This window comes from Ignavibacteria bacterium (genome assembly GCA_016873775.1).
GTDB lineage: Bacteria > Bacteroidota > Ignavibacteria > UBA10030 > F1-140-MAGs086 > JAGXRH01.
This window is the reverse complement of the sequence record VGWC01000006.1, coordinates 39668-59202: the sequence shown is the minus strand read 5'-3', so window position 1 is coordinate 59202 and position 19535 is coordinate 39668. Positions and strand designations below refer to the sequence as shown.

Here is a 19535-nt window from a genome sequence, read left to right as displayed (position 1 = left end):
GCAACAATTCACAACTTGTATTTTTATCAATGGCTGATGAAAGAAACACGCAACGCAATTCGAGAAAAACGTTTTGCGGAATGGAAGAGAGAAATGCTTGCTTCGATGGCGATGAGGAGTGAGAGTGGGAGAAGAAGTTTTGGAAAATGATGTGTAAGAAAAAGAAAAGTATCCTATTTGCTATTCTCTTATGATTCAAAGAAGTCATTATTTAGAAATAGCAAATAAGTGCGGACACTTTGCGAGTTGGGCTATATGGGCTAATGAAGGAAAAACACCGAAATCGAATATTGGAGATTTGAAAATATTTGACTTAGATCTTAACCCAAATATACTTGTTCAAATAAATCCGAATATAATAATGGTCGGATTGAATATTTCTAGAAAAATTGAAAATACCTTTGGGAATTTTCATGACTCGAAACCACAATCTCAAGATTACAAAATTAGATATGCTTTTAAGAATACCGGGCTTTATGGAGCATATATGACTGATATTATCAAAGATTTCGAACAAATAATTTCTGGAACAGTTCACTCTTTTTTAAAACTGAATAGAGATTTTGAAGAACATAATGTCGCTATTTTCGAACAAGAATTATTAGACCTAAATCCTACAAATCCAATTTTAATAGCATTCGGAAGTATTTCTTATAATATTCTACTTAGAAATTTCAAAACGAAATACCAAATTATAAAGATACCTCATTATAGTATGCGTATAGGAAAAGAAAACTACAGAAGCGAAGTAGAAAAAATAATTAGGCAAACTGAAATTGTGAACGCAAAATAACAATTGTAACAAACTAAAAATTTAACAAACACAACCTAAAACAAAACAACTAACTATAACCTATGAATCAAATAATAGCAATGGCTCCGCAAGGTGATGGCGGCGGAAGTATGTTCAGTACCATCATAATGTTCCTTCTCATCATCGCGGTATTTTATTTTATGATAATTCGCCCGCAACAAAAAAAACAAAAAGAGCGACAAAAGATGTTTGATGCGATTTCTAAAGGAGATAAAGTAACAACTATTGGTGGAATGCATGGCACTGTTGTTGGCGTTGAAGAAACAACCGTCCTTGTTCAAATCGCCGATAATGTCAAAGTAAAATTTGACAAGTCCGCAATTGCATCGCGAAAAGCAGATTAGTGATACAAAAAAATTTTGTAAAACTTAAATCCTAAAAAAAATTCTATTAAAGTTCAAAGAACAAAATTCAAATGACAAGTTTTTTTGAAATTTAGAATTTGAAATTTGTTTGTCATTTGACATTTGTACTTAGTAATTTTCCTAAATTCGTATGAATACATCCAACGTGGCAGAAAAATTCCATTCAATCGATGAAGTGATTGAAGAACTTCGCGCGGGAAAAGTCATCATCGTCGTTGATGACGAAAGCCGCGAGAACGAAGGCGATTTCATTTGCGCGGCAGAAAAAGTTACGCCGGAAATTATCAACTTAATGGCATCGGATGGAAAAGGAATAATTTGCGCAGCGATTACGAACAAACGAGCGGAAGAACTGAAACTCGGTTATATGGTCGAGAGCAATACATCGCTGCACGAAACGCCGTTCACAATTTCGATTGATTACGTTCACGATACAACGACGGGTGTTTCTGTTTTTGATAGAGCGCGAACAGTGAAATCGCTCGTTGATGCAAATACAAAGCCAAGCGATTTAGCGCGACCGGGACACGTGTTTCCGTTGCGTGCAATGGATGGTGGAGTTCTTCGCCGCGCGGGACATACGGAAGCATCGGTGGATTTGTGCAAACTTGCCGGACTTTATCCCGCGGCGGTGTTGTGCGAAATTCTCAATCCCGATGGTTCGATGGCGCGCGTTCCTCAGTTACAAAAAATTGCTGAACGATTTCAACTGAAAATGATTACGGTAAAATCGCTCATCGAATATCGAATGCAGCGCGAGAAACTTGTGCAACGTGTTGTTTCAACTCACCTTCCGACAATGTTCGGCGATTTTCACGTTCATCTTTACAAAAGCGAAACCGATGCAAAAGAACATATAGCGTTGACGAAAGGAGAAATTCGTCGTGATGAAGCAACGCTTGTGCGAGTTCATTCGGAATGTTTAACCGGCGATGTGTTTCATTCTTTGCGATGCGATTGCAATGAACAGTTACATTCTGCAATGAAACTTGTTGAAAAAGAAGGTTCGGGAGTCATCGTTTATATGAGACAAGAAGGAAGAGGAATCGGACTTTCAAATAAATTAAAAGCATATAAATTACAAGACGAGGGAGCAGACACCGTAGAAGCAAATGAAAAACTTGGTTTTCGTCCGGATTTGCGCGACTATGGAATCGGCGCACAAATATTGCGGGATTTAGGAGTTGGAAAAATGAAATTGATGACGAATAATCCCAAAAAAATAGTTGGCTTGCACGGATACGGATTAGAAATTGTTGAGCGTGTTCCTTTAGAAACACATCCGAACATTTCCAACGAAAAATACTTGCAAACGAAGCGAGATAAGTTAGGACATTTTATATTATTGAAACAACAGCGATAATTTTTTTGGATATTCTATTGACAATTACACAAGAAAAACGTAAATTTTACCCGTAAAATTTAACCATACCCGCGTTGAATCAGTTTTCAATGCGGGTTTGGTTTTTTTTTCTTACATATTATATACTACTACGAAGACAAAAAAAACATTTATGAAAGAAGGCAACAACGGCGTCGTCTATTTAACACGTGAAAAATTTCATGAAATGGAAAAAGAACTCGAGCGAATGAAAAAAGTTGTACGACCAGAACTTGCACAAAAAGTTGCATCTGCTCGCTCCTATGGCGATTTAAGCGAAAACGCCGAATATGACGCAGCAAAAGAAGAGCAACAAATGTTCGAAGACCGTATTGTACAACTTGAACTCACGCTTTCTCGATCGCGTATCATCGCTGCAAAAGACCTTCCGAATGATAAAGTGTATATACTTTCTAAAGTAAAACTCAGAGAAAAAAAACGTGGACGAGAACTAGAATATACATTGGTATCGCAAGAAGAATCTGATTTTGAAAATCATAAGATATCTGTTACTTCGCCAATTGGTAAAGCGCTTTTAGGAAAAAAGAAAGGTGATTCCGTTAAAGTTCTTGTTCCCGCAGGTACAATGGAATATATTATTTTAAATATTTCTCGATAGTATTTGAAAAAGAAGTTTTACATTTCTTGTTGAACTCTTATATTTGCCCATAAAATTTCTAAACTCCGTTGCGGGAATAGCTCAGCTGGTAGAGCGTCACCTTGCCAAGGTGAATGTCGCGGGTCCGAATCCCGTTTCCCGCTCAAAAATGCAAAAAGAAAAAATGTGATTTGTTCGTGTATAAGAATTCTCATCGTGATTGAATACTGACCTGGATAATCTTCATTTTTTTCCTTTTTGCATTTTATTTTTTTGTTTTTTTAGGCGCCGTACCCAAGTGGTAAGGGAGAAGTCTGCAAAACTTTTATGCAGCGGTTCGAATCCGCTCGGCGCCTCGTCTGATGAGGTAAAGTAATGTTTTCAATAAAACGCCGGGGTGGCGGAACTGGTAGACGCGATGGACTTAAAATCCATTAGAACGTAAAGCGTTCTGTGTCGGTTCGATTCCGATCCCCGGCACCATTTTAAAATATTACTCAAAAAATAAAACGGACTCTTAGCTCAGTTGGTTAGAGCGCTTCCTTGACATGGAAGAGGTCATAAGTTCGAGTCTTATAGAGTCCACAAAAAGCAATCTTGTGAGAGATTGCTTTTTTTCGTTTTGTAACTATCGAAAAAATATGCAAACTAAATCAACAGTTCTCTTTTACATTCTTGGTTCTTTTTTTCTTGCCAATGCATTACTTGCCGAATTTATCGGAGTAAAAATTTTTTCGCTTGAACAAACACTTGGAATAGAGCCGTACAGATTTAATATACTTGGCGTAGAACAACTCTCGTTTAATTTAACAGCAGGAGTTTTACTTTGGCCATTTGTATTTGTTTTGACGGACATTATCAATGAGTACTATGGAAAAAAAAGTGTGCGACTCATTTCTTTTGTTACTGCTGCTTTGATTATTTATGCTTACGTGATCATTTTTATAGCAATAAAATTGCACGGAGCTGATTTTTGGCTGTTACGTTTTACCCCAAATGGTATGTTGGATATGGATAATGCATTTAATACTATTCTTGGACAAGGAATGTGGATTATTATCGGTTCTGTTGTAGCATTTTTAGTTTCGCAAATAATTGATGTATCGGTGTTTCAATATATTCGAAAACTCACTGGAAGTAAAAATATTTGGCTTCGTGCAACTGGTTCAACTCTTGTTTCGCAATTCATTGATAGTTTTGTTGTATTGTTTATTGCTTTTTACATTGGCGCAGGATGGGATTTCAACGTTGTAATTGCGATTGGTATCGTGAATTACATCTATAAATTTTTAGTTGCAATCGCAATGACTCCGGTATTATATGCTGTACATTGGCTCATTGATAAATATTTTGAAAATGCAAATGCGATACAATTAAAACAATGAGACGCAAAAGAATTGCGCTCCGATTAAAAATCTTCCTTCACAAAAAATTCGTATTTTTGTCCCGCTTCTTTTCAACTCATCAATCAACTAATAACACATAACAAAGAACTTCCTTGTCAGAATTTGTTCATCTTCATAATCATTCGCATTACAGTTTGCTCGACGGCGCGGCTACGATTGAGGGAATTGTTGGCGCCGCAGTGGAAAACAAAATGCCTGCAGTTGCTCTCACTGACACGGCGTAATGGATGGTTGTGTTGAGTTTTATTTCGAAGCGAAGAAAGCAGGAATAAAACCGATTATCGGAAGCGAGTTTTATATTGCGCCAACGGGAACTTCATTCTCATCAAACGTGCGTTCTGCTTCTCGTATTGCAAGGGATATATATTCTTCGTGAGAGGTTTTCATTTGAGTAAAAATTTTCGCCACTAATTTCACCAATCTTCACGAATGGAAAAATTTTCTTTCTTTGTTTGAGAATTTGGTAAACGTTTATGAAAAAATCCTCTCCGCTTGAAATGCTGAAACGGCAAATTGAAATTCTTTCCTTGATTGAGAAAGAACCGAACAAATATGATAAATCGGATTTATCGGATTTATTTAACGTAGAATTTCCTACTATCAATCGTGATTTGCAAGCGATTAGAAAAATGGGGTACAAGGTCCATAGTATAAAAAAGAAACTTCGATTGTTAAACGTTTTGGAGAGTGATGATTATAATAAACTACTGTCACAGTATCTGCTTTCATCGAATCGTGTTGTAACATTTCCTAAAAACATTTCATTGACAACCTTAAAATTACAAGATAAGACACTTAACATCTTCATTCAACTTGTGAAAGCGATAGAGAAAAAAACACAAATTGAAATTGATTATTACAAAGTCTTTGATGATGTGCTTGTTCGACGAGCTGTAAATCCATTTAAACTTATTCCTACGATGAAAGAATGGTTATTGATTGGGGATAGTGAAGGCAGTGTAAAACAATTCTATGTTGATAATATTGTGAAGATTTATGAAAAAAAAACTATTTTCTCAAAACCATCATCTAAGGATATTAGGAAGATATATTATGAATCCTGGGAGACTTATTGTGGAGACGAATCAATAGGCATAAAACTTCTCTTCTCCTCAAAAGTGGCACACGTTATTAAAAACAGAATTTGGAATGAACATCAAATGTTGGAGATTCAACCGGATGGAAGAATCTTGCTTTCTTTCAAAGTCAGTGAGTTATCGGAAATGCTTGGTTGGATAATGAGTTGGGGAGGTGATGTCGTAATAATAGAACCGAATGAGTTGAGAACAATGGTTTTGAAAGCCGCAAAAGGAATTAAGGAAGCAAACATTTAAGAGCATTTTACAAAAAATTATCATTCAATGATACGATTTCTGGAAACGGGAATCGTATTTTTATTTCATAAAATTTGGAAAAAAAATGTTTCAGACAAAACCTCATCGAACAATAAAAAGACGAACAAAGAGAATAATGGCAGAGAAAGAAATTTACCAAAAAGCCAGGATTATTTTTCTCGATATAGACGGTGTGCTTTGCCCGTATCGAAAAGACGGATATGTGTATGCCAATGCATTGAATATTCCCTTTGACAAAAATGCGGTAGCAAACTTAAATGAATTGACGGAAATTACGGATGCAAAAATAGTTATCACTTCTGCACGACGAGTATTTTGGGATTTCGAAGAACTCAAGAACCTTCTCAAGAAGAATGGAGTTCGCGGGGAAATCATTGACAAAACGCCGATGCTTGGGAATGGTGATCTTACGGATGTTAAACAGTTCACAAGCCCTTACAATAGAGGAAAGGAAATTGAACAATGGATTCGCACAACATCATACGACATCATAAATTTTCTCATTATTGATGATCAACTGAATGGCATAGATAAAATATTTCCCAAAAAATTTCTTCATCTCAACGCTTTTGAAGGGTTGCGAAATCTTGGAGATGTGATGACTGGTTTAAGCATTCTTTCTGGGAAATACGAACATAAGTATAAAAAGGTTTTCTAAAATCATCTTATTTTTTTACACTTTAAACAACAATACAATTATGGAAAGTAATCTCGATATCGGGAGAAAAAGTCATCTCTTTGAAAATCAACAGAGTACAAAACATACGCCAACTTCTTCCGAGAAAGATGTGCATTTATATTTATACGAGTTTATAAAATCATACTTATATCGTATGTACTCACGCAAGGAAGAGTCGGAAACAATCGAAGTGCTCCGGATGATAGGGATAACCGATGACCATTTTGTAAAACCCCACCTCGTTTCAGTGAGCGATGAGTTTGGGAAGAACGATGAACGCGTTTCCAATGCAAATGTTGATATTACCCTGCGCTATCATAACGCCTTATATGACGTCGCTCTTCGCCGTATTCGGGAACACGGAGATATTATCAACAAAATTTTTTGTTTGGGACTTGAGATGCAATCGAAGCTTTCCGAAGAATTACTGCAGTACATTATTCGTGAATCTGTACAACATTCACCGTATCGAAATGCGTTTTTGGAGGTGGAAATGTGTACGAATCAATGGACTGAGGATAGCGATGATGTGTTTGTTCGTCCAATAAATTTTGGAGAAGAACATCTTTCCCACATATTTCTTCCGGAAAATATTCTGAGCCATATTTCGTTGTTCATTCAAGCATTATCGCAGCATCACGTTCTTCAGAAACCACTGCGATATTTGTTTGCAGGAAAACCAGGAACGGCAAAGACAAAAATCATTCGCGCTATTGCTAATGCGTGTAAAGGAAAAGCAACATTTGTTTTTACCAACGGAAATGAACATCGCATTGAATCTCTGTTTCAGTTTATTGATTTATTTTCTCCCGTTGTGTTATGTGTGGACGATATTGATTTAATGACGGGATCGCGTGAGGAGGGATTATACACCAAACAACTTGCAAATTTTTTACAGAAGATGGATGGATTTGTAAAACGCGATTTTTTTTTGTTGGCGACGACAAATGACAAACGATTAGTTGATTTAGCGGCAAGTCGTCCCGGAAGATTTGATTTGATTATTGATGTAAACGTTATTGATTCTAACCTATACCTTTCGCTTGTGGAAAGTAAAACGAAAAGTGAGGAAATCATTTCCTTATTTGATGACGAAGTTCTTTCCGAAATGAAAAGAAAGAAAGTTACCGGCGCTTTTATTGCAAACTTGGTGAAACATTTAGAAATTGTTGCAGCATTTGAACGTGAAAAACTCACACAAGAATATGTTTTGCAAATGATAGGTGAATCGTTTCGTGGTTTTTACAAAGAACCAGAACCGACAAACGGAAGAACGGGATTTGTGTTGGCGTAGTTTAAAAGGATCGGCAATTTTTTATCATTGTATTTATTCGGAACAAATTTAATCAATCACTAAAAAAACTTCATAAAACTATGTTTCCCATTTCACAACACAAAAATGCTTCTGAATTAATAACGTTATCACACTATAACGATGATGTTATTATTCCGCCTTACGAAGAAATCACATTACCACCCGATGCATCTCCTCAAAAAATTGCGAGAGAAATTTATTCCACAAGTAATGGAACAGATATTAGCGGTTATATTGCGAATGATACGGTATATTTTCACAAATCGGAAGAAGTGGATTACGGAAGCAACACATCAAAGTGGTTTTCATTCGCGACGTATAACTTACCTTCGGAGCCAACAAGATTAGTTCCTTCATCATTAGCAGTACTTGTCTTTCTTGTGAATAATGCACATCAAGTAATGTTCATTGCAAATAATTATGCAATTCATCTTGAGAAGACAGTAGAAACGTATGAGATTTGCAGAGAGTTGAACAAGATTTACGAATCGGAAGAATTTCTTGAATATCTTGAAAGCACAAAACCACAAGTAGTTGATTGTTTTGGTGAAGATGCAGAAGAGGAAATTGATAGCGAAAGTATCTTACCCGGATTATTGTGCCAATACATCTTTGATAAAAACGGCGGGGAGGAAGATGTTTATGTAGATTTTGAAGAAGATTATATGCAATTACTTAAGGAGACATTGAAACTTAATGTAGAAGTCTTTTTATTGGAATAACGTTATTCAAGAAATAAAATAGAATGTAATGCTCGTTGGAAAGCATTTGGAGATATAACACATAACACAATTATACACATATGAAAATTGAACACAGTAAAATAAAATCAGCGTTATTGGGCATTGCGGTTGGAGATGCATTAGGCGTTCCAGTAGAGTTTAATACTCGAAAAACATTGAGCGAGAATCCTATCACAGAAATGATAGGATTTGGAACACATAACCAAACGCCGGGAACTTGGTCGGATGACAGTTCTCTCACGTTTTGTCTTGCAGAAAGTTTATGCAAGGGATATGATTTACAGGATATTGCTCATAATTTTGAGAAATGGATGTATGAAAATTTTTGGACTCCGCACGGTGAAGTATTTGACAAAGGCGGAACGACAGAAATTGCAATTCAAAGATTACATCAAGGAATTAGACCTTATCATTCTGGTCAAGATGATATTAACTCAAATGGCAATGGTTCGTTGATGAGAACACTTCCGCTTGCATTTTATTTATTTGATAAACCCATTGAAGAACGATTTCGGGTTGTGAGAGAAGTTTCATCTATTACGCACGCACATATTCGTTCGGTCATTGCTTGTTTTATTTATGTTGAATATGCGATTCAACTTTTGAAAACGAGAGATAAAGTCTCTGCCTACAAGCAAGTGAAAATTCACGTTCCTGAATTTCTTAAGTCGTATAAAATTCATTCAGAGGAAATACTCTTGTTCAAGAGAATTTTAAGTGTTGATATAAATAAGTTCAAAGAAAAGGAAATATCCTCTACCGGTTATGTTCTTCATACACTTGAAGCAAGTCTATGGTGTTTGTTAAAATGCAATTCATTCACAGAAACAGTTTTATGCGCTGTAAATCTTGGTGATGATACTGATACAACGGGTGCAGTTGCTGGTGGTTTGGCAGGAATATTATACGGAGTGGAACATATCCCGAGTAACTGGCTCGAACTTCTTGCAAGAAAGGATGACATCGTTAAAGTGAGTGAACGATTAAGTGAGAAACTGGAGTAACAGAACACTTACCATTATTTCAATAAAAATTTCAAAACTCTTTTTTCGTATTTTTGTTCCGAAAAAAATCCTACTGTTATGAATGCAATACGATTACAAACTACTCTTGAAAAAGATGGAGTAGTTATTCTTAGCGACTTGCCTTATAAGAAGGGCGAACGTGTTGAGATGATTCTCCTTTTTGAGAAACCAAAAAATAAACAACGGCTGACGGCAAAGAAACTTTTACACTCCAAGCTTGTGGGGTTATGGCGGAACAGAAAAGATATTCACGATAGCGTTGCATTTGCTCGTGAACTTCGGGAACAATCTCAAAAAAGAGTACGGGCATAATGCTTTCTCTTGATACTGATATCCTTGTAGATATTTTACGAAAGCATCCCTCCGCAATTGAATGGCTCGACTCTCTTGATGATGAAGAACTTGTCATCAGTGGTTTTGTCGCGATGGAAGAAATTCAAGGATGTGTTAATAGACGTGAGCAACTTATCGTCGAGCAAGAAATTTCAAAATTTGTAATAGTTTCGCCCACCCTTGACGATTGCGAAATTGCCTTTCAAATCTTTTCTAAATTTTATCTCTCTTCTGGACTTGGAATTATAGATGCTTTAATTGGGCAAACTGCAGTTTCTCAAAACGTACCTCTATGCACGTTCAATACAAAACATTATAGAGCAATACCCAGCATCCGAATTTTGCAGCCGTACAAAAGATAAAAAGTGCGTAAACAATAAGTTAAAAAATCTATTGACGACTTGATTTTTTTTTGCAAGTACGGAAAATTTTTCCTTTCTCTTTTTTCGTATTTTTGTCCCGCTTCTTTTCAATTCATCAATCAACTAATAACGCATAACAAAGAACTTCCTTGTCAGAATTTGTTCATCTTCATAATCATTCGCATTACAGTTTGCTCGACGGCGCGGCTACGATTGAGGGAATTGTTGGCGCCGCAGTGGAAAACAAAATGCCCGCCGTCGCGCTCACAGACCACGGCGTAATGGATGGTTGTGTTGAGTTTTATTTCGAAGCGAAGAAAGCAGGAATAAAACCGATTATCGGAAGCGAGTTTTATATTGCGCCACACGGAACTTCCCGTTTCGATAAATCCGCTCGCGTGGAAGGCAAGGACAAAGACAAAGGCCGCGGTGTGTATAATCATCTCGTACTGCTTGCGAAAAACGAACTCGGCTACAAAAACCTCATCAAACTTTCTTCCATCGCGCACGCGGAAGGATTTTATTACAAGCCGCGCATTGATTTTGAAATTCTGAAACAATATTACGAAGGAATTGTTTGTCTTTCTGCTTGTCCCGTCGGTGTGATTGCAGATTATCTCGTGATGAAAAATTATGATAAAGCAAAAGCGGTATGCAAAGATTATACGGATTTATTCGGGCAAGATTTTTATTTAGAGTTGCAAGACCACGGATTAGAAGTTGAAAAACCTATTCTCGAATTTCTTCCGAAGTTTGCAAAAGAGTTTGGTTTGAAATTGATTTGCTCGAACGATAATCATTACATCAAACAGGAACACTCGCTTGCACATAATGTAATGCTGCTTATTCCCGAAGCGAGTCAAAATGGCGCGCCGCTCAATTACAAGGATTTGAAATACGGAACCGACCAGATTTATTTCAAGAGTGCGGAGGAAATGCAGAAACTGTTCAAACAATTTCCTCAAGCGATTACTTCAACAATGGAGGTTGCGGACAAATGCAATGTTACATTTAAAGAAAAAGAAAATCACTTTCCGAATTTTCTGTTGCCTTCAGACGCCGGAGGAAAAACACTCGATGAATATTTGGCAAAACTTGCATACGATGGCGTAAGAAAAAGATATCCCAACTTTGATAACGACATTGAATCACGTTTGAAACACGAACTCACTACTATTAAGAAAATGGGATACGCAGGATATTTTCTCATCGTGCAGGATTTTATTCGCGAAGCGCGAAAGATGGGCGTGTGGGTTGGTCCGGGAAGAGGAAGCGCGGCGGGAAGTATTGTTTCATATTCGCTTGACATTACAACAATTGACCCGCTGAAATATGATTTACTCTTCGAAAGATTTTTAAATCCCGATAGAGTTTCGATGCCCGATATTGATATTGATTTTACTGATACGAAACGCGAGTTGGTTATTCAATATGTGAAAAGAAAATACGGAGAGAAAGCAGTTTCACAAATTATTACGTTCAACACATTGCAATCGAAAGCAGTGTTGAAAGATGTCGGCAGAGTGATGGGAATTCCACTTTCAACGATTGAACCGCTGACTAAACAGATTCCGACAATTCAAGGCGAAGTGATGCCGCTATCTAAAGCGTTCAAAGAAATCCCTGAGTTGAAAGAAATACGAAAAAACACCGATGAAAAAATTCAGGAGTGGCTTGATGTTTCGCTTGTGCTGGAAGGAATGAATCGCAACGCGAGTGTTCACGCGGCGGGAGTGGTGATTGCGCCGGGACCAATTGATGAATACGTTCCGTTGTGCAAAGCACCGAACAGCGAAGTGAACATAACGCAATATCCAATGGGCGATTTGGAGAAAGTCGGTTTGCTGAAAATGGATTTTCTCGGGTTGAAAACATTGCGCGTGTTGGAAATTGCCGTGAAGATGATTCGACAAAATCATAACGTTGATATTGATGTGGAAAAAATTCCTGAAGGAGATGAAAAAGTTTTTGAATTATTTGCAAAAGGATTGACAACTGGCGTGTTTCAGTTTGAAAGTGCTGGAATGAGAGATTCGCTTCGCAAGTTGAAACCGAATGCGTTCACTGATTTAGTTGCAATGAACGCGCTGTATCGTCCCGGTCCAATGGAAATGATTGACGATTTTATTTTGCGCAAACACGGAAAACAAACAATCGAATATTTGCATCCGAAACTCGAGCCGGTTTTAAAAGAAACGTACGGCGTTATTGTGTATCAAGAGCAAGTGGTGAAAATGGCGAGTGAGATAGCGGGATTCACGCTTGCACAAGCAGATTTGTTGCGGCGCGCGATGGGAAAAAAAGATAAAGAGTTGATGGCGAAGCAGCAAAAAGAATTCGTGAAAGGCGCAGTAGAAAATGGAGTGAAAGAAAAAACTGCGAAAGAGATTTTTGATTTGATTGATAAGTTTGCATCGTACGGATTCAACAAATCGCATAGCGTTGCGTATGCTATGATTGCGTATCAAACTGCGTATTTGAAAACGTACTATCCGAATGAATTTATCGCCGCATCGCTTTCAACGGAATTAGATGATAACAAACGCATTGCAGAAATTATTGACGATTGCCGACAACTCGGAATAAAAATTCTTCCGCCTGATGTGAACGAAAGCGATGTTGATTTCACCGTAACGAATGATGGAATTCGATTCGGAATGAGCGCTATAAAAGGCGTTGGCGAAACTGCCGTTGAAAATATTTTGCGCGCAAAAAAAGAGTTAAAGAAATTTTCTAACATCTTTGAGTTTGTGAAGAATGTTGATTTGCGTCTTGTGAATAAACGTACACTCGAAGGATTGATTTGCGCCGGAGCATTTGATTCTTTGAATAAAAATCGCGCGTCGTTGTTTGCTTCTGTCGAGCGATTGATAATTTTCGGACAATCGGTGCAAGAACATTATTCGCGCAATCAATCGGGACTTTTTGGCGGCGCATCAAAAAATGATGAGCATATAAAATTTCCTCCGCTCGATGATAAACTTCACTGGAGTCAGCGTGAAACATTGGCGAGAGAAAAATCTGTTCTTGGGTTTTATGTTTCGGGACATCCGTTGCAGCAGTACGAAATTGAAGCCAATAATTTTTCAACGGCGAAATTTTCTGATGTGAGTTCAGCACAAAATGGAACAACGATTCGCGTTTGCGGAATTATCGTTGACATCAAAAAGAAGATTGATAAAAAAGGCGGACAAATGGCGTTTATGACGTTGGAAGATTTTTCGGGGAAAGGTGAGTGCATCGTGTTTTCTAAAACGTACGAGAAAGTTTCGCAATTTATTCGTGAAGATTATATCGTGATGGTGATTGGCAAAGCTGATACGAATGGTGAAACGTTGAAAATACTTGTAGACGAAATAATTCCCATCGAACAGGTAATGACAAAATTTGCAAAAGGAATTTCGATTTCACTCGATGCAAATGAAACGCAGGAAAAATCCATTCTTGATTTGAAAAAAATTCTCGAACAATTTTCAGGAACTTGCTCTTGTTATATTAATGTGAAAGGATTGAACGGAAACGGAGTAAAACGATTTCGCGCGACGAAATATTCCGTAACGCCTTCGCACGAATTGTTTTCACAAGTGCAACAATTCTTTGGCAAAGATACGATTTCAATTATGAAATGATTTTCGGTTTGAGATGTGGGATGTGAGATATGCGTAACACAATATTCTCAACTTCTCATTATCTCATATACTCAATTACTTATTAAACAAACTAACTAACTAACCAACAAACGAACCAACAAAAATGAAACCTTTACAATTAACAGACAGTACATTTCAAACAGAAGTAATAAATTCACAAACTCCGGTACTCGTAGATTTTTGGGCAGAGTGGTGCGGTCCATGCAGAATGATTGCGCCGATTGTCGAAGAACTTGCAAAAGAATACGACGGCAAACTCAAAGTCGGAAAAGTAGATGTGGATTCCAATCCGCAAATCTCGATGGACTTTGGGATTCGCAGTATTCCAACGTTGATGATTTTCAAAGGTGGAAAAGTCGTTGACCAAATCATCGGCGCAGTTCCGAAACGAACATTGGTGGATAGAGTGAGTGCGCAACTGAATTAGTGAATCGTTGTTTGTTATTGGTTATTCGCTAATTGTGAATAGATAATTAGTTTATTCTCGAGCTCGATTAACCAATAACAATTAACTAATACCGAAAAGAACGTGTTACAAAAAATTATTCTCGCTCCCTTTCGCGGATTTTGCGCTGGTGTTGATAGAGCAATTTTTGCCGTCGAAGAATGTCTGCAGCGATTCGGAACGGTGTACGTGTATCATCAAATTGTGCACAACACGCACGTTGTAAAAGATTTGGAAAACAAAGGCGCAGTGTTTGTCGAACGTGTGGAAGATGTGCCGAACGGAAGTTATCTTGTGTTCAGTGCGCACGGAGTTTCACCGCTCGTAAAATCGAATGCAAATAATTTCAAATTGTTGCCGATTGATGCAACGTGTCCGCTCGTAACAAAAGTGCATATCGAAGCACAAGATTTTTTTCGCAAAGGTTACACCATAATTTTAATCGGCCACGAAAATCATCAGGAAACATTGGGAACAATGGGGTACGCGCAGATGACGCTTGTGCAAACTGTTAATGATGTTGAGAAATTACAGATCAACGATGGAAAAATTGTGTATCTCACTCAAACAACGCTTTCGCTCGATGATACAAAAGAAATTGTTGAAGCGTTGAAGAAAAAATTTCCCGCAATCGAATCACCGAAAGTGGATGACATTTGTTACGCAACACAAAACCGACAAGATTCTGTGAAAGAACTTGCAAATGAATGTCAATTGATTTTGGTTGTTGGTTCAGCGAATAGTTCTAATTCTAATCGCCTTGTGGAAACGTCAAAACGTTTCGGCATACAATCGTTTTTGATTGAAGACAAAACGAAAATCAATTTTGATTGGTTTGAAAATGTGAAAACAGTTGGCTTAACTTCCGGCGCGTCGGTTCCGGAATTTTTAGTGCGCGATGTGATTGATGAAGTGATAAAACAATTTGGCAATATTGGCATAGAAAACCTCGAACGTGTAGATGAGAAGATTGAGTTTGCTTTGCCGAGGGAGTTGAATTGAGATTATCAAATGAAAAATGTGAGTTTTGATTTTTAAGGCAAAATTTTTTCTTCATATAAATACTTCTCCATCGGCACACAACTGCACACTAAATTCCTATCACCGTATGCGCTGTTCACTCGACCGACACTGGGCCAAAATTTTCGTTCGCGCATGTGTTTCGTTGGATATGCGGCTTTCTCGCGTGTGTACGGAAAATTCCAATTATCAATGGTAACAACATCAGCGGTGTGCGGCGCATTTTTCAAAACGTTATTTTCTTTCGGATACATTCCGTTTTCAATTTCCTCAATTTCTCTTCTTATCGAAATCAACGCATCACAAAATCTATCGAGTTCATCTTTCTGTTCGCTTTCTGTTGGTTCAATCATCATTGTTCCGACAACGGGAAATGAAACAGTTGGCGCGTGAAATCCGTAATCAATTAAACGCTTTGCAATGTCTTCTACTTCAATTCCCGCACTCAGTTTAAATTCTCGGCAATCCAAAATAAATTCGTGCGCGTTGCGAGCATTTATACCTTTATATAAAATTGGATAAAATTTTTCCAAGCGTTTCGCCATATAATTCGCGTTGAGAATTGCAAGTTGCGTTGCGCGTGTTAGTCCATCGCCTCCCATCATTTTTATATACGCCCACGAAATAACGAGAATACTTGCGCTTCCCCACATCGCTGAGGAAACCGCGTTACAATTGCTATCTTCCGAAAATAAATTTACATTCGATGGAAGAAACTTGGCAAGTTTTTCGTTCACACAAATAGGACCCATTCCCGGACCGCCGCCGCCGTGAGGAATGCAAAACGTTTTGTGCAAATTGATATGACACACATCTGCGCCAAGTTCTGCGGGACAACACAAACCAACTTGAGCATTTAAGTTTGCGCCATCCATATACACAAGTCCGCCGTGGTTGTGAACAATTGCGCAAATTTCTTTTATGCTTTCCTCAAACACGCCGTGTGTTGATGGATACGTTACCATAAGCGCGGCAAGATTTTTTTCATGTTCGTTTGCTTTCACTTCTAAATCATCAACGTCAATTGTTCCATCGTCATTCGCTCGAACAACGACAACATTCATTCCTGCCATTACTGCGCTCGCAGGATTTGTTCCGTGTGCCGATGACGGAATTAAACACACGTTGCGATGCGATTCATTTTTACTTTCGTGATAACGATGAATCGCAAGTAGTCCCGCGTATTCTCCTTGCGCTCCTGAATTTGGCTGCAACGAGCAAATGGAAAATCCGGTTATCTCTTTCAACATCGCTTCTAATTGTGAAAATAATTCTTGATAACCTTGTGTTTGTTCGAGTGGTGCAAATGGATGCAATTTTCCAAACTCGCTCCACGTTACAGGAATCATTTCTGTTGTTGCGTTGAGTTTCATCGTGCAAGAGCCGAGTGAAATCATACTATGTACAAGCGACAAATCTTTTTCTTCGAGCGAGCGAATGTAGCGGAGCATTTCCGTTTCCGAATGAAATTTATTGAATACAATATGCATGAGATACCGACTCGTGCGTTTCATTGTTCCATCATAATTGTATGAAATATTTTTTGTGATTTCGTTCAATGAAATTTTTCGAGAAGAATTTGTGCTAAAAATTTCGAGAAGTGTATTGACAATATTTTCGTCGCACGTTTCGTCGAAAGAAATTCCAAGCGAACCATCATCATACTGTCGAAGATTGATTTCGTTTTCTTTTAAAGAATAAAGAATTTTTGTCCGCGATTTATTTTCAACATTCACACGAATCGTATCGAAAAATTCTTCGTAGAAAATTTCGTAACCAAGTTGTTTCAATCCATTTGCAAAAATTTTTGTGAGATGATGAATTCGAGAAGCGATATTGCGAATTCCATTTTCACCGTGATACACGGCGTACATACTTGCCATTACTGCGAGAAGAACTTGTGCTGTGCAAATATTCGATGTTGCTTTTTCTCTGCGAATGTGTTGCTCGCGAGTTTGCAACGACATTCGCAACGCAGTTTTTCCACGCGAGTCAATTGAAACGCCGATAATTCTTCCCGGCATTTGTCGTTTAAATTCATCTTTGATTGTAAAGAATGCCGCGTGTGGTCCGCCATATCCCATTGGAATGCCGAATCGCTGTGAATTTCCCACGCAACAATCCGCGCCAAATTCTCCCGGAGGAGTGAGCAACGCCAAACTCAATAAATCTGCCGCAACAACAACGTACGAATTATTTTTATGCGCAAGTTCGCAGAACGAACTATAATCATTCACTGCTCCATCAGTAGTCGGATATTGCAGAAGCGCACCAAAAACATTTTCCGAAAATTGAAACTCGTAATGATTTCCGACGATGACGTTTATTCCCAAGGGTTTTGCGCGTGTGTGAATTACGTCAATCGTTTGCGGATGACATTGTTCCGAAACAAAAAATGTCGGATTGGTGATTTCTGTTTTCATTCGCAAAAACATTGTCATCGCTTCTGCTGCTGCTGTGGATTCATCGAGAAGCGAAGCGTTGGCAATCGGAAGCCCCGTTAAATCTATCACCATTGTTTGAAAATTGAGTAACGCTTCCAATCGTCCTTGCGCGATTTCCGCCTGATACGGAGTGTACGCAGTGTACCATGCGGGATTTTCCAACACGTTGCGCTGAATTACTGTTGGCGTGAACGTGTCGTTGTATCCCATTCCAATCAGCGAGCGAAAAATTTTATTCTTCGATGCGATAGAATAAATTTCCGAAAGCGTTTCTTGTTCGCTTTGTGTGCGATGAAGTTTGAGCGGCGACGTTGTGCGAAGTTGCTGAGGAATAACGTTTGCAATAAATTCATCAAGCGAGTTTGCGCCAACGACTTCGAGCATTTGTTGAATTTCGTTTTCATCGGGACCGATGTGGCGCGAAGAAAAATTTTCTTTGGAAAAAAAATTGATTGACATTATGAGTTTTATTTAGTAAAAGAATTATTGCGCGAAGAAAAAATTACTTCGCGAAACTCTGCGCTAAACTTTGCGTTCCTTCGCGGTTAAATACAATTCTCTTTTAATCGCAAAGCAAAAAATGTAAATAAAGTTGGAGTTCATTTTAAAATAATAACGCAGTAATAACTATTGTTACCATAAATGCAATTCCGAGTAGAAATATCTCGCTCAAAAGCAACAAACTCATTTTCGCGATAGTTTTTCCAAGTGAAATTTTTCAAAACCGGTTTTTTCTTTAGGTGATATTTGGAAGGCAAGCGAATCTTGTCGTGATGAATCATCAGCAACAAAAAGTTTTACATTATTTCCATAGTTTTTGTTGAAGGAAACTCCACCCGTTTCTTTTACGTCATTTTTGTCGGCAAAACGGATTTGGTTTTCCGTTGGAGCGAAAAGAAAATAGAGAACGCTGATGAAGAAATACATTCGTAGCGGTGGAATGTGTCGAACACGTTTTCCTTCGATAAATTCTTTGGTGAGAAAACCAGGTTTGAAGAGAAGAAGTTTTATGCTGGAAATTACATACGAATCGAAATGAAGATAATTGCCTAAAAATTCTTTGACAATATGCGAGAACGGAACATTGAGATGCGTTAGTTCTTGTCCGCACTTTGAGCAAAATTTTCCGACAAGTTTTTCTCCGCAGTTAAGACAATGTTCGTGCGAAGATAGCGTGTTCATTTTCCAATTAACTCACGGTATTGATTTGAAGTGAGAAGCGCGTTCAATTCTTTTGCGTCTGCGATTTTCATTTTCACAATCCATCCAGCGTTGTATGGATCTTTGTTGATTACTTCGGCAGAAGATTCGAGAGAGGAATTTACTTCAACAATTTCTCCACTGATGGGTGCATATAAATCGGAAACGGTTTTCACTGCTTCAATCGTGCCAAATGTTTCGTGTTCTTTAAGTTTTTTTCCTTTCGAGGGAAGTTCGACAAAGACAATATCGCCAAGTTCGCTTTGTGCAAAATCCGTAATTCCGATTGTTCCGATATTTCCATCCACGCAAATCCATTCGTGGTCTTTGGTGTATTTTAAATTGTTAGGGAAATTCATTTTAATTTTTTTTAGTTACGAGTTGCGAGTTTCAAGTTTTT

19 protein-coding genes, 4 tRNA genes and 1 pseudogene are annotated in these 19535 nt (G+C 38.0%); 21 read left to right on the top strand and 3 right to left on the bottom strand.

Annotated elements, in window-relative coordinates:
* From FJ218_01875 to ispH, 21 genes and pseudogenes are all read left to right on the top strand, one after another.
* Positions 1-150, top strand: a 150-nt coding sequence (locus FJ218_01875) for a hypothetical protein (protein MBM4165663.1), incomplete at its 5' end; no start/stop codon positions are given.
* 40 nt (positions 151-190) lie between these two features.
* Positions 191-793: a hypothetical protein gene (locus FJ218_01870; protein ID MBM4165662.1), complete on the top strand. Its 603-nt coding sequence runs from the start codon at positions 191-193 to the stop codon at positions 791-793.
* 62 nt (positions 794-855) lie between these two features.
* Positions 856-1158: a preprotein translocase subunit YajC gene (gene yajC / locus FJ218_01865; protein MBM4165661.1), complete on the top strand. Its 303-nt coding sequence runs from the start codon at positions 856-858 to the stop codon at positions 1156-1158.
* 151 nt (positions 1159-1309) lie between these two features.
* A complete protein-coding gene (locus FJ218_01860; protein MBM4165660.1) occupies positions 1310-2542 on the top strand; it encodes a bifunctional 3,4-dihydroxy-2-butanone-4-phosphate synthase/GTP cyclohydrolase II in 1233 nt (410 codons plus the stop codon).
* A gap of 151 nt (positions 2543-2693) precedes the next feature.
* A complete protein-coding gene (gene greA / locus FJ218_01855; protein ID MBM4165659.1) occupies positions 2694-3179 on the top strand; it encodes a transcription elongation factor GreA in 486 nt (161 codons plus the stop codon).
* Positions 3180-3249: 70 nt separating this feature from the next.
* Positions 3250-3325 (top strand) — tRNA-Gly (locus tag FJ218_01850).
* A gap of 117 nt (positions 3326-3442) precedes the next feature.
* Positions 3443-3514 (top strand) — tRNA-Cys (locus FJ218_01845).
* A gap of 35 nt (positions 3515-3549) precedes the next feature.
* Positions 3550-3641, top strand: a tRNA-Leu gene (locus FJ218_01840).
* Positions 3642-3669: 28 nt separating this feature from the next.
* Positions 3670-3746 (top strand) — tRNA-Val (locus FJ218_01835).
* Between the two features lie 53 nt (positions 3747-3799).
* Positions 3800-4543 (top strand): queuosine precursor transporter, encoded by a 744-nt coding sequence (locus FJ218_01830; protein ID MBM4165658.1) that lies wholly within the window; start codon positions 3800-3802, stop codon positions 4541-4543.
* A gap of 113 nt (positions 4544-4656) precedes the next feature.
* Positions 4657-4940: pseudogene (locus tag FJ218_01825) on the top strand (PHP domain-containing protein).
* Positions 4941-5037: 97 nt separating this feature from the next.
* Positions 5038-5898: a WYL domain-containing protein gene (locus FJ218_01820; GenBank protein ID MBM4165657.1), complete on the top strand. Its 861-nt coding sequence runs from the start codon at positions 5038-5040 to the stop codon at positions 5896-5898.
* A 136-nt stretch (positions 5899-6034) separates the two neighbouring features.
* Positions 6035-6577: a hypothetical protein gene (locus tag FJ218_01815; protein MBM4165656.1), complete on the top strand. Its 543-nt coding sequence runs from the start codon at positions 6035-6037 to the stop codon at positions 6575-6577.
* Positions 6578-6617: 40 nt separating this feature from the next.
* Positions 6618-7892, top strand: a complete 1275-nt coding sequence (locus FJ218_01810) for an AAA family ATPase (protein ID MBM4165655.1) — start codon at positions 6618-6620, stop codon at positions 7890-7892.
* A gap of 80 nt (positions 7893-7972) precedes the next feature.
* Positions 7973-8635 carry a hypothetical protein gene (locus FJ218_01805; GenBank protein MBM4165654.1) on the top strand — a complete coding sequence of 221 codons (663 nt, stop codon included), beginning with the start codon at positions 7973-7975 and terminating at the stop codon, positions 8633-8635.
* An 80-nt stretch (positions 8636-8715) separates the two neighbouring features.
* Complete coding sequence (locus FJ218_01800) at positions 8716-9660, top strand: ADP-ribosylglycohydrolase family protein (GenBank protein ID MBM4165653.1); 945 nt, start codon at positions 8716-8718, stop codon at positions 9658-9660.
* Positions 9661-9738: 78 nt separating this feature from the next.
* Complete coding sequence (locus FJ218_01795; protein ID MBM4165652.1) at positions 9739-9993, top strand: hypothetical protein; 255 nt, start codon at positions 9739-9741, stop codon at positions 9991-9993.
* Entirely contained in the window at positions 9993-10376 is a 384-nt protein-coding gene (locus FJ218_01790; protein ID MBM4165651.1) for a type II toxin-antitoxin system VapC family toxin, read from the top strand. Before FJ218_01795 ends, FJ218_01790 begins: the two co-directional genes overlap by 1 nt.
* Before the next feature lie 149 nt (positions 10377-10525).
* Positions 10526-14005, top strand: a complete 3480-nt coding sequence (gene dnaE, locus FJ218_01785; protein MBM4165650.1) for a DNA polymerase III subunit alpha — start codon at positions 10526-10528, stop codon at positions 14003-14005.
* 124 nt (positions 14006-14129) lie between these two features.
* Positions 14130-14453 (top strand): thioredoxin, encoded by a 324-nt coding sequence (gene trxA, locus FJ218_01780; GenBank protein MBM4165649.1) that lies wholly within the window; start codon positions 14130-14132, stop codon positions 14451-14453.
* A 102-nt stretch (positions 14454-14555) separates the two neighbouring features.
* Positions 14556-15473 carry a 4-hydroxy-3-methylbut-2-enyl diphosphate reductase gene (ispH, locus tag FJ218_01775; protein ID MBM4165648.1) on the top strand — a complete coding sequence of 306 codons (918 nt, stop codon included), beginning with the start codon at positions 14556-14558 and terminating at the stop codon, positions 15471-15473.
* Between the two features lie 32 nt (positions 15474-15505).
* Here ispH and gcvP read toward each other — a convergent pair whose 3' ends face one another.
* From gcvP to gcvH, 3 genes are all read right to left on the bottom strand, one after another.
* Positions 15506-18394, bottom strand: coding sequence for an aminomethyl-transferring glycine dehydrogenase (gcvP, locus tag FJ218_01770; protein MBM4165647.1), 2889 nt, complete (start codon positions 18392-18394; stop codon positions 15506-15508).
* A gap of 225 nt (positions 18395-18619) precedes the next feature.
* Entirely contained in the window at positions 18620-19117 is a 498-nt protein-coding gene (locus FJ218_01765) for a DUF3667 domain-containing protein (protein MBM4165646.1), read from the bottom strand.
* A complete protein-coding gene (gcvH, locus tag FJ218_01760) occupies positions 19114-19494 on the bottom strand; it encodes a glycine cleavage system protein GcvH (GenBank protein MBM4165645.1) in 381 nt (126 codons plus the stop codon). The genes FJ218_01765 and gcvH overlap by 4 nt, the downstream gene beginning before the upstream one ends.
* Positions 19495-19535 lie beyond the last annotated feature (41 nt).

Excerpts from the sequence above, each read along its gene's own strand:
- gcvP (MBM4165647.1), bottom strand. The coding sequence starts at position 18,394 with ATGTCAATCAATTTTTTTTCCAAAGAAAATTTTTCTTCGCGCCACATC.
- trxA (MBM4165649.1), top strand. The coding sequence starts at position 14,130 with ATGAAACCTTTACAATTAACAGACAGTACATTTCAAACAGAAGTAATA.
- FJ218_01820 (MBM4165657.1), top strand. The coding sequence starts at position 5,038 with ATGAAAAAATCCTCTCCGCTTGAAATGCTGAAACGGCAAATTGAAATT.
- FJ218_01860 (MBM4165660.1), top strand. The coding sequence starts at position 1,310 with ATGAATACATCCAACGTGGCAGAAAAATTCCATTCAATCGATGAAGTG.
- FJ218_01815 (MBM4165656.1), top strand. The coding sequence starts at position 6,035 with ATGGCAGAGAAAGAAATTTACCAAAAAGCCAGGATTATTTTTCTCGAT.
- FJ218_01795 (MBM4165652.1), top strand. The coding sequence starts at position 9,739 with ATGAATGCAATACGATTACAAACTACTCTTGAAAAAGATGGAGTAGTT.
- FJ218_01805 (MBM4165654.1), top strand. The coding sequence starts at position 7,973 with ATGTTTCCCATTTCACAACACAAAAATGCTTCTGAATTAATAACGTTA.
- FJ218_01810 (MBM4165655.1), top strand. The coding sequence starts at position 6,618 with ATGGAAAGTAATCTCGATATCGGGAGAAAAAGTCATCTCTTTGAAAAT.
- FJ218_01790 (MBM4165651.1), top strand. The coding sequence starts at position 9,993 with ATGCTTTCTCTTGATACTGATATCCTTGTAGATATTTTACGAAAGCAT.
- FJ218_01800 (MBM4165653.1), top strand. The coding sequence starts at position 8,716 with ATGAAAATTGAACACAGTAAAATAAAATCAGCGTTATTGGGCATTGCG.
- gcvH (MBM4165645.1), bottom strand. The coding sequence starts at position 19,494 with ATGAATTTCCCTAACAATTTAAAATACACCAAAGACCACGAATGGATT.
- FJ218_01765 (MBM4165646.1), bottom strand. The coding sequence starts at position 19,117 with ATGAACACGCTATCTTCGCACGAACATTGTCTTAACTGCGGAGAAAAA.
- FJ218_01870 (MBM4165662.1), top strand. The coding sequence starts at position 191 with ATGATTCAAAGAAGTCATTATTTAGAAATAGCAAATAAGTGCGGACAC.
- greA (MBM4165659.1), top strand. The coding sequence starts at position 2,694 with ATGAAAGAAGGCAACAACGGCGTCGTCTATTTAACACGTGAAAAATTT.
- FJ218_01830 (MBM4165658.1), top strand. The coding sequence starts at position 3,800 with ATGCAAACTAAATCAACAGTTCTCTTTTACATTCTTGGTTCTTTTTTT.
- yajC (MBM4165661.1), top strand. The coding sequence starts at position 856 with ATGAATCAAATAATAGCAATGGCTCCGCAAGGTGATGGCGGCGGAAGT.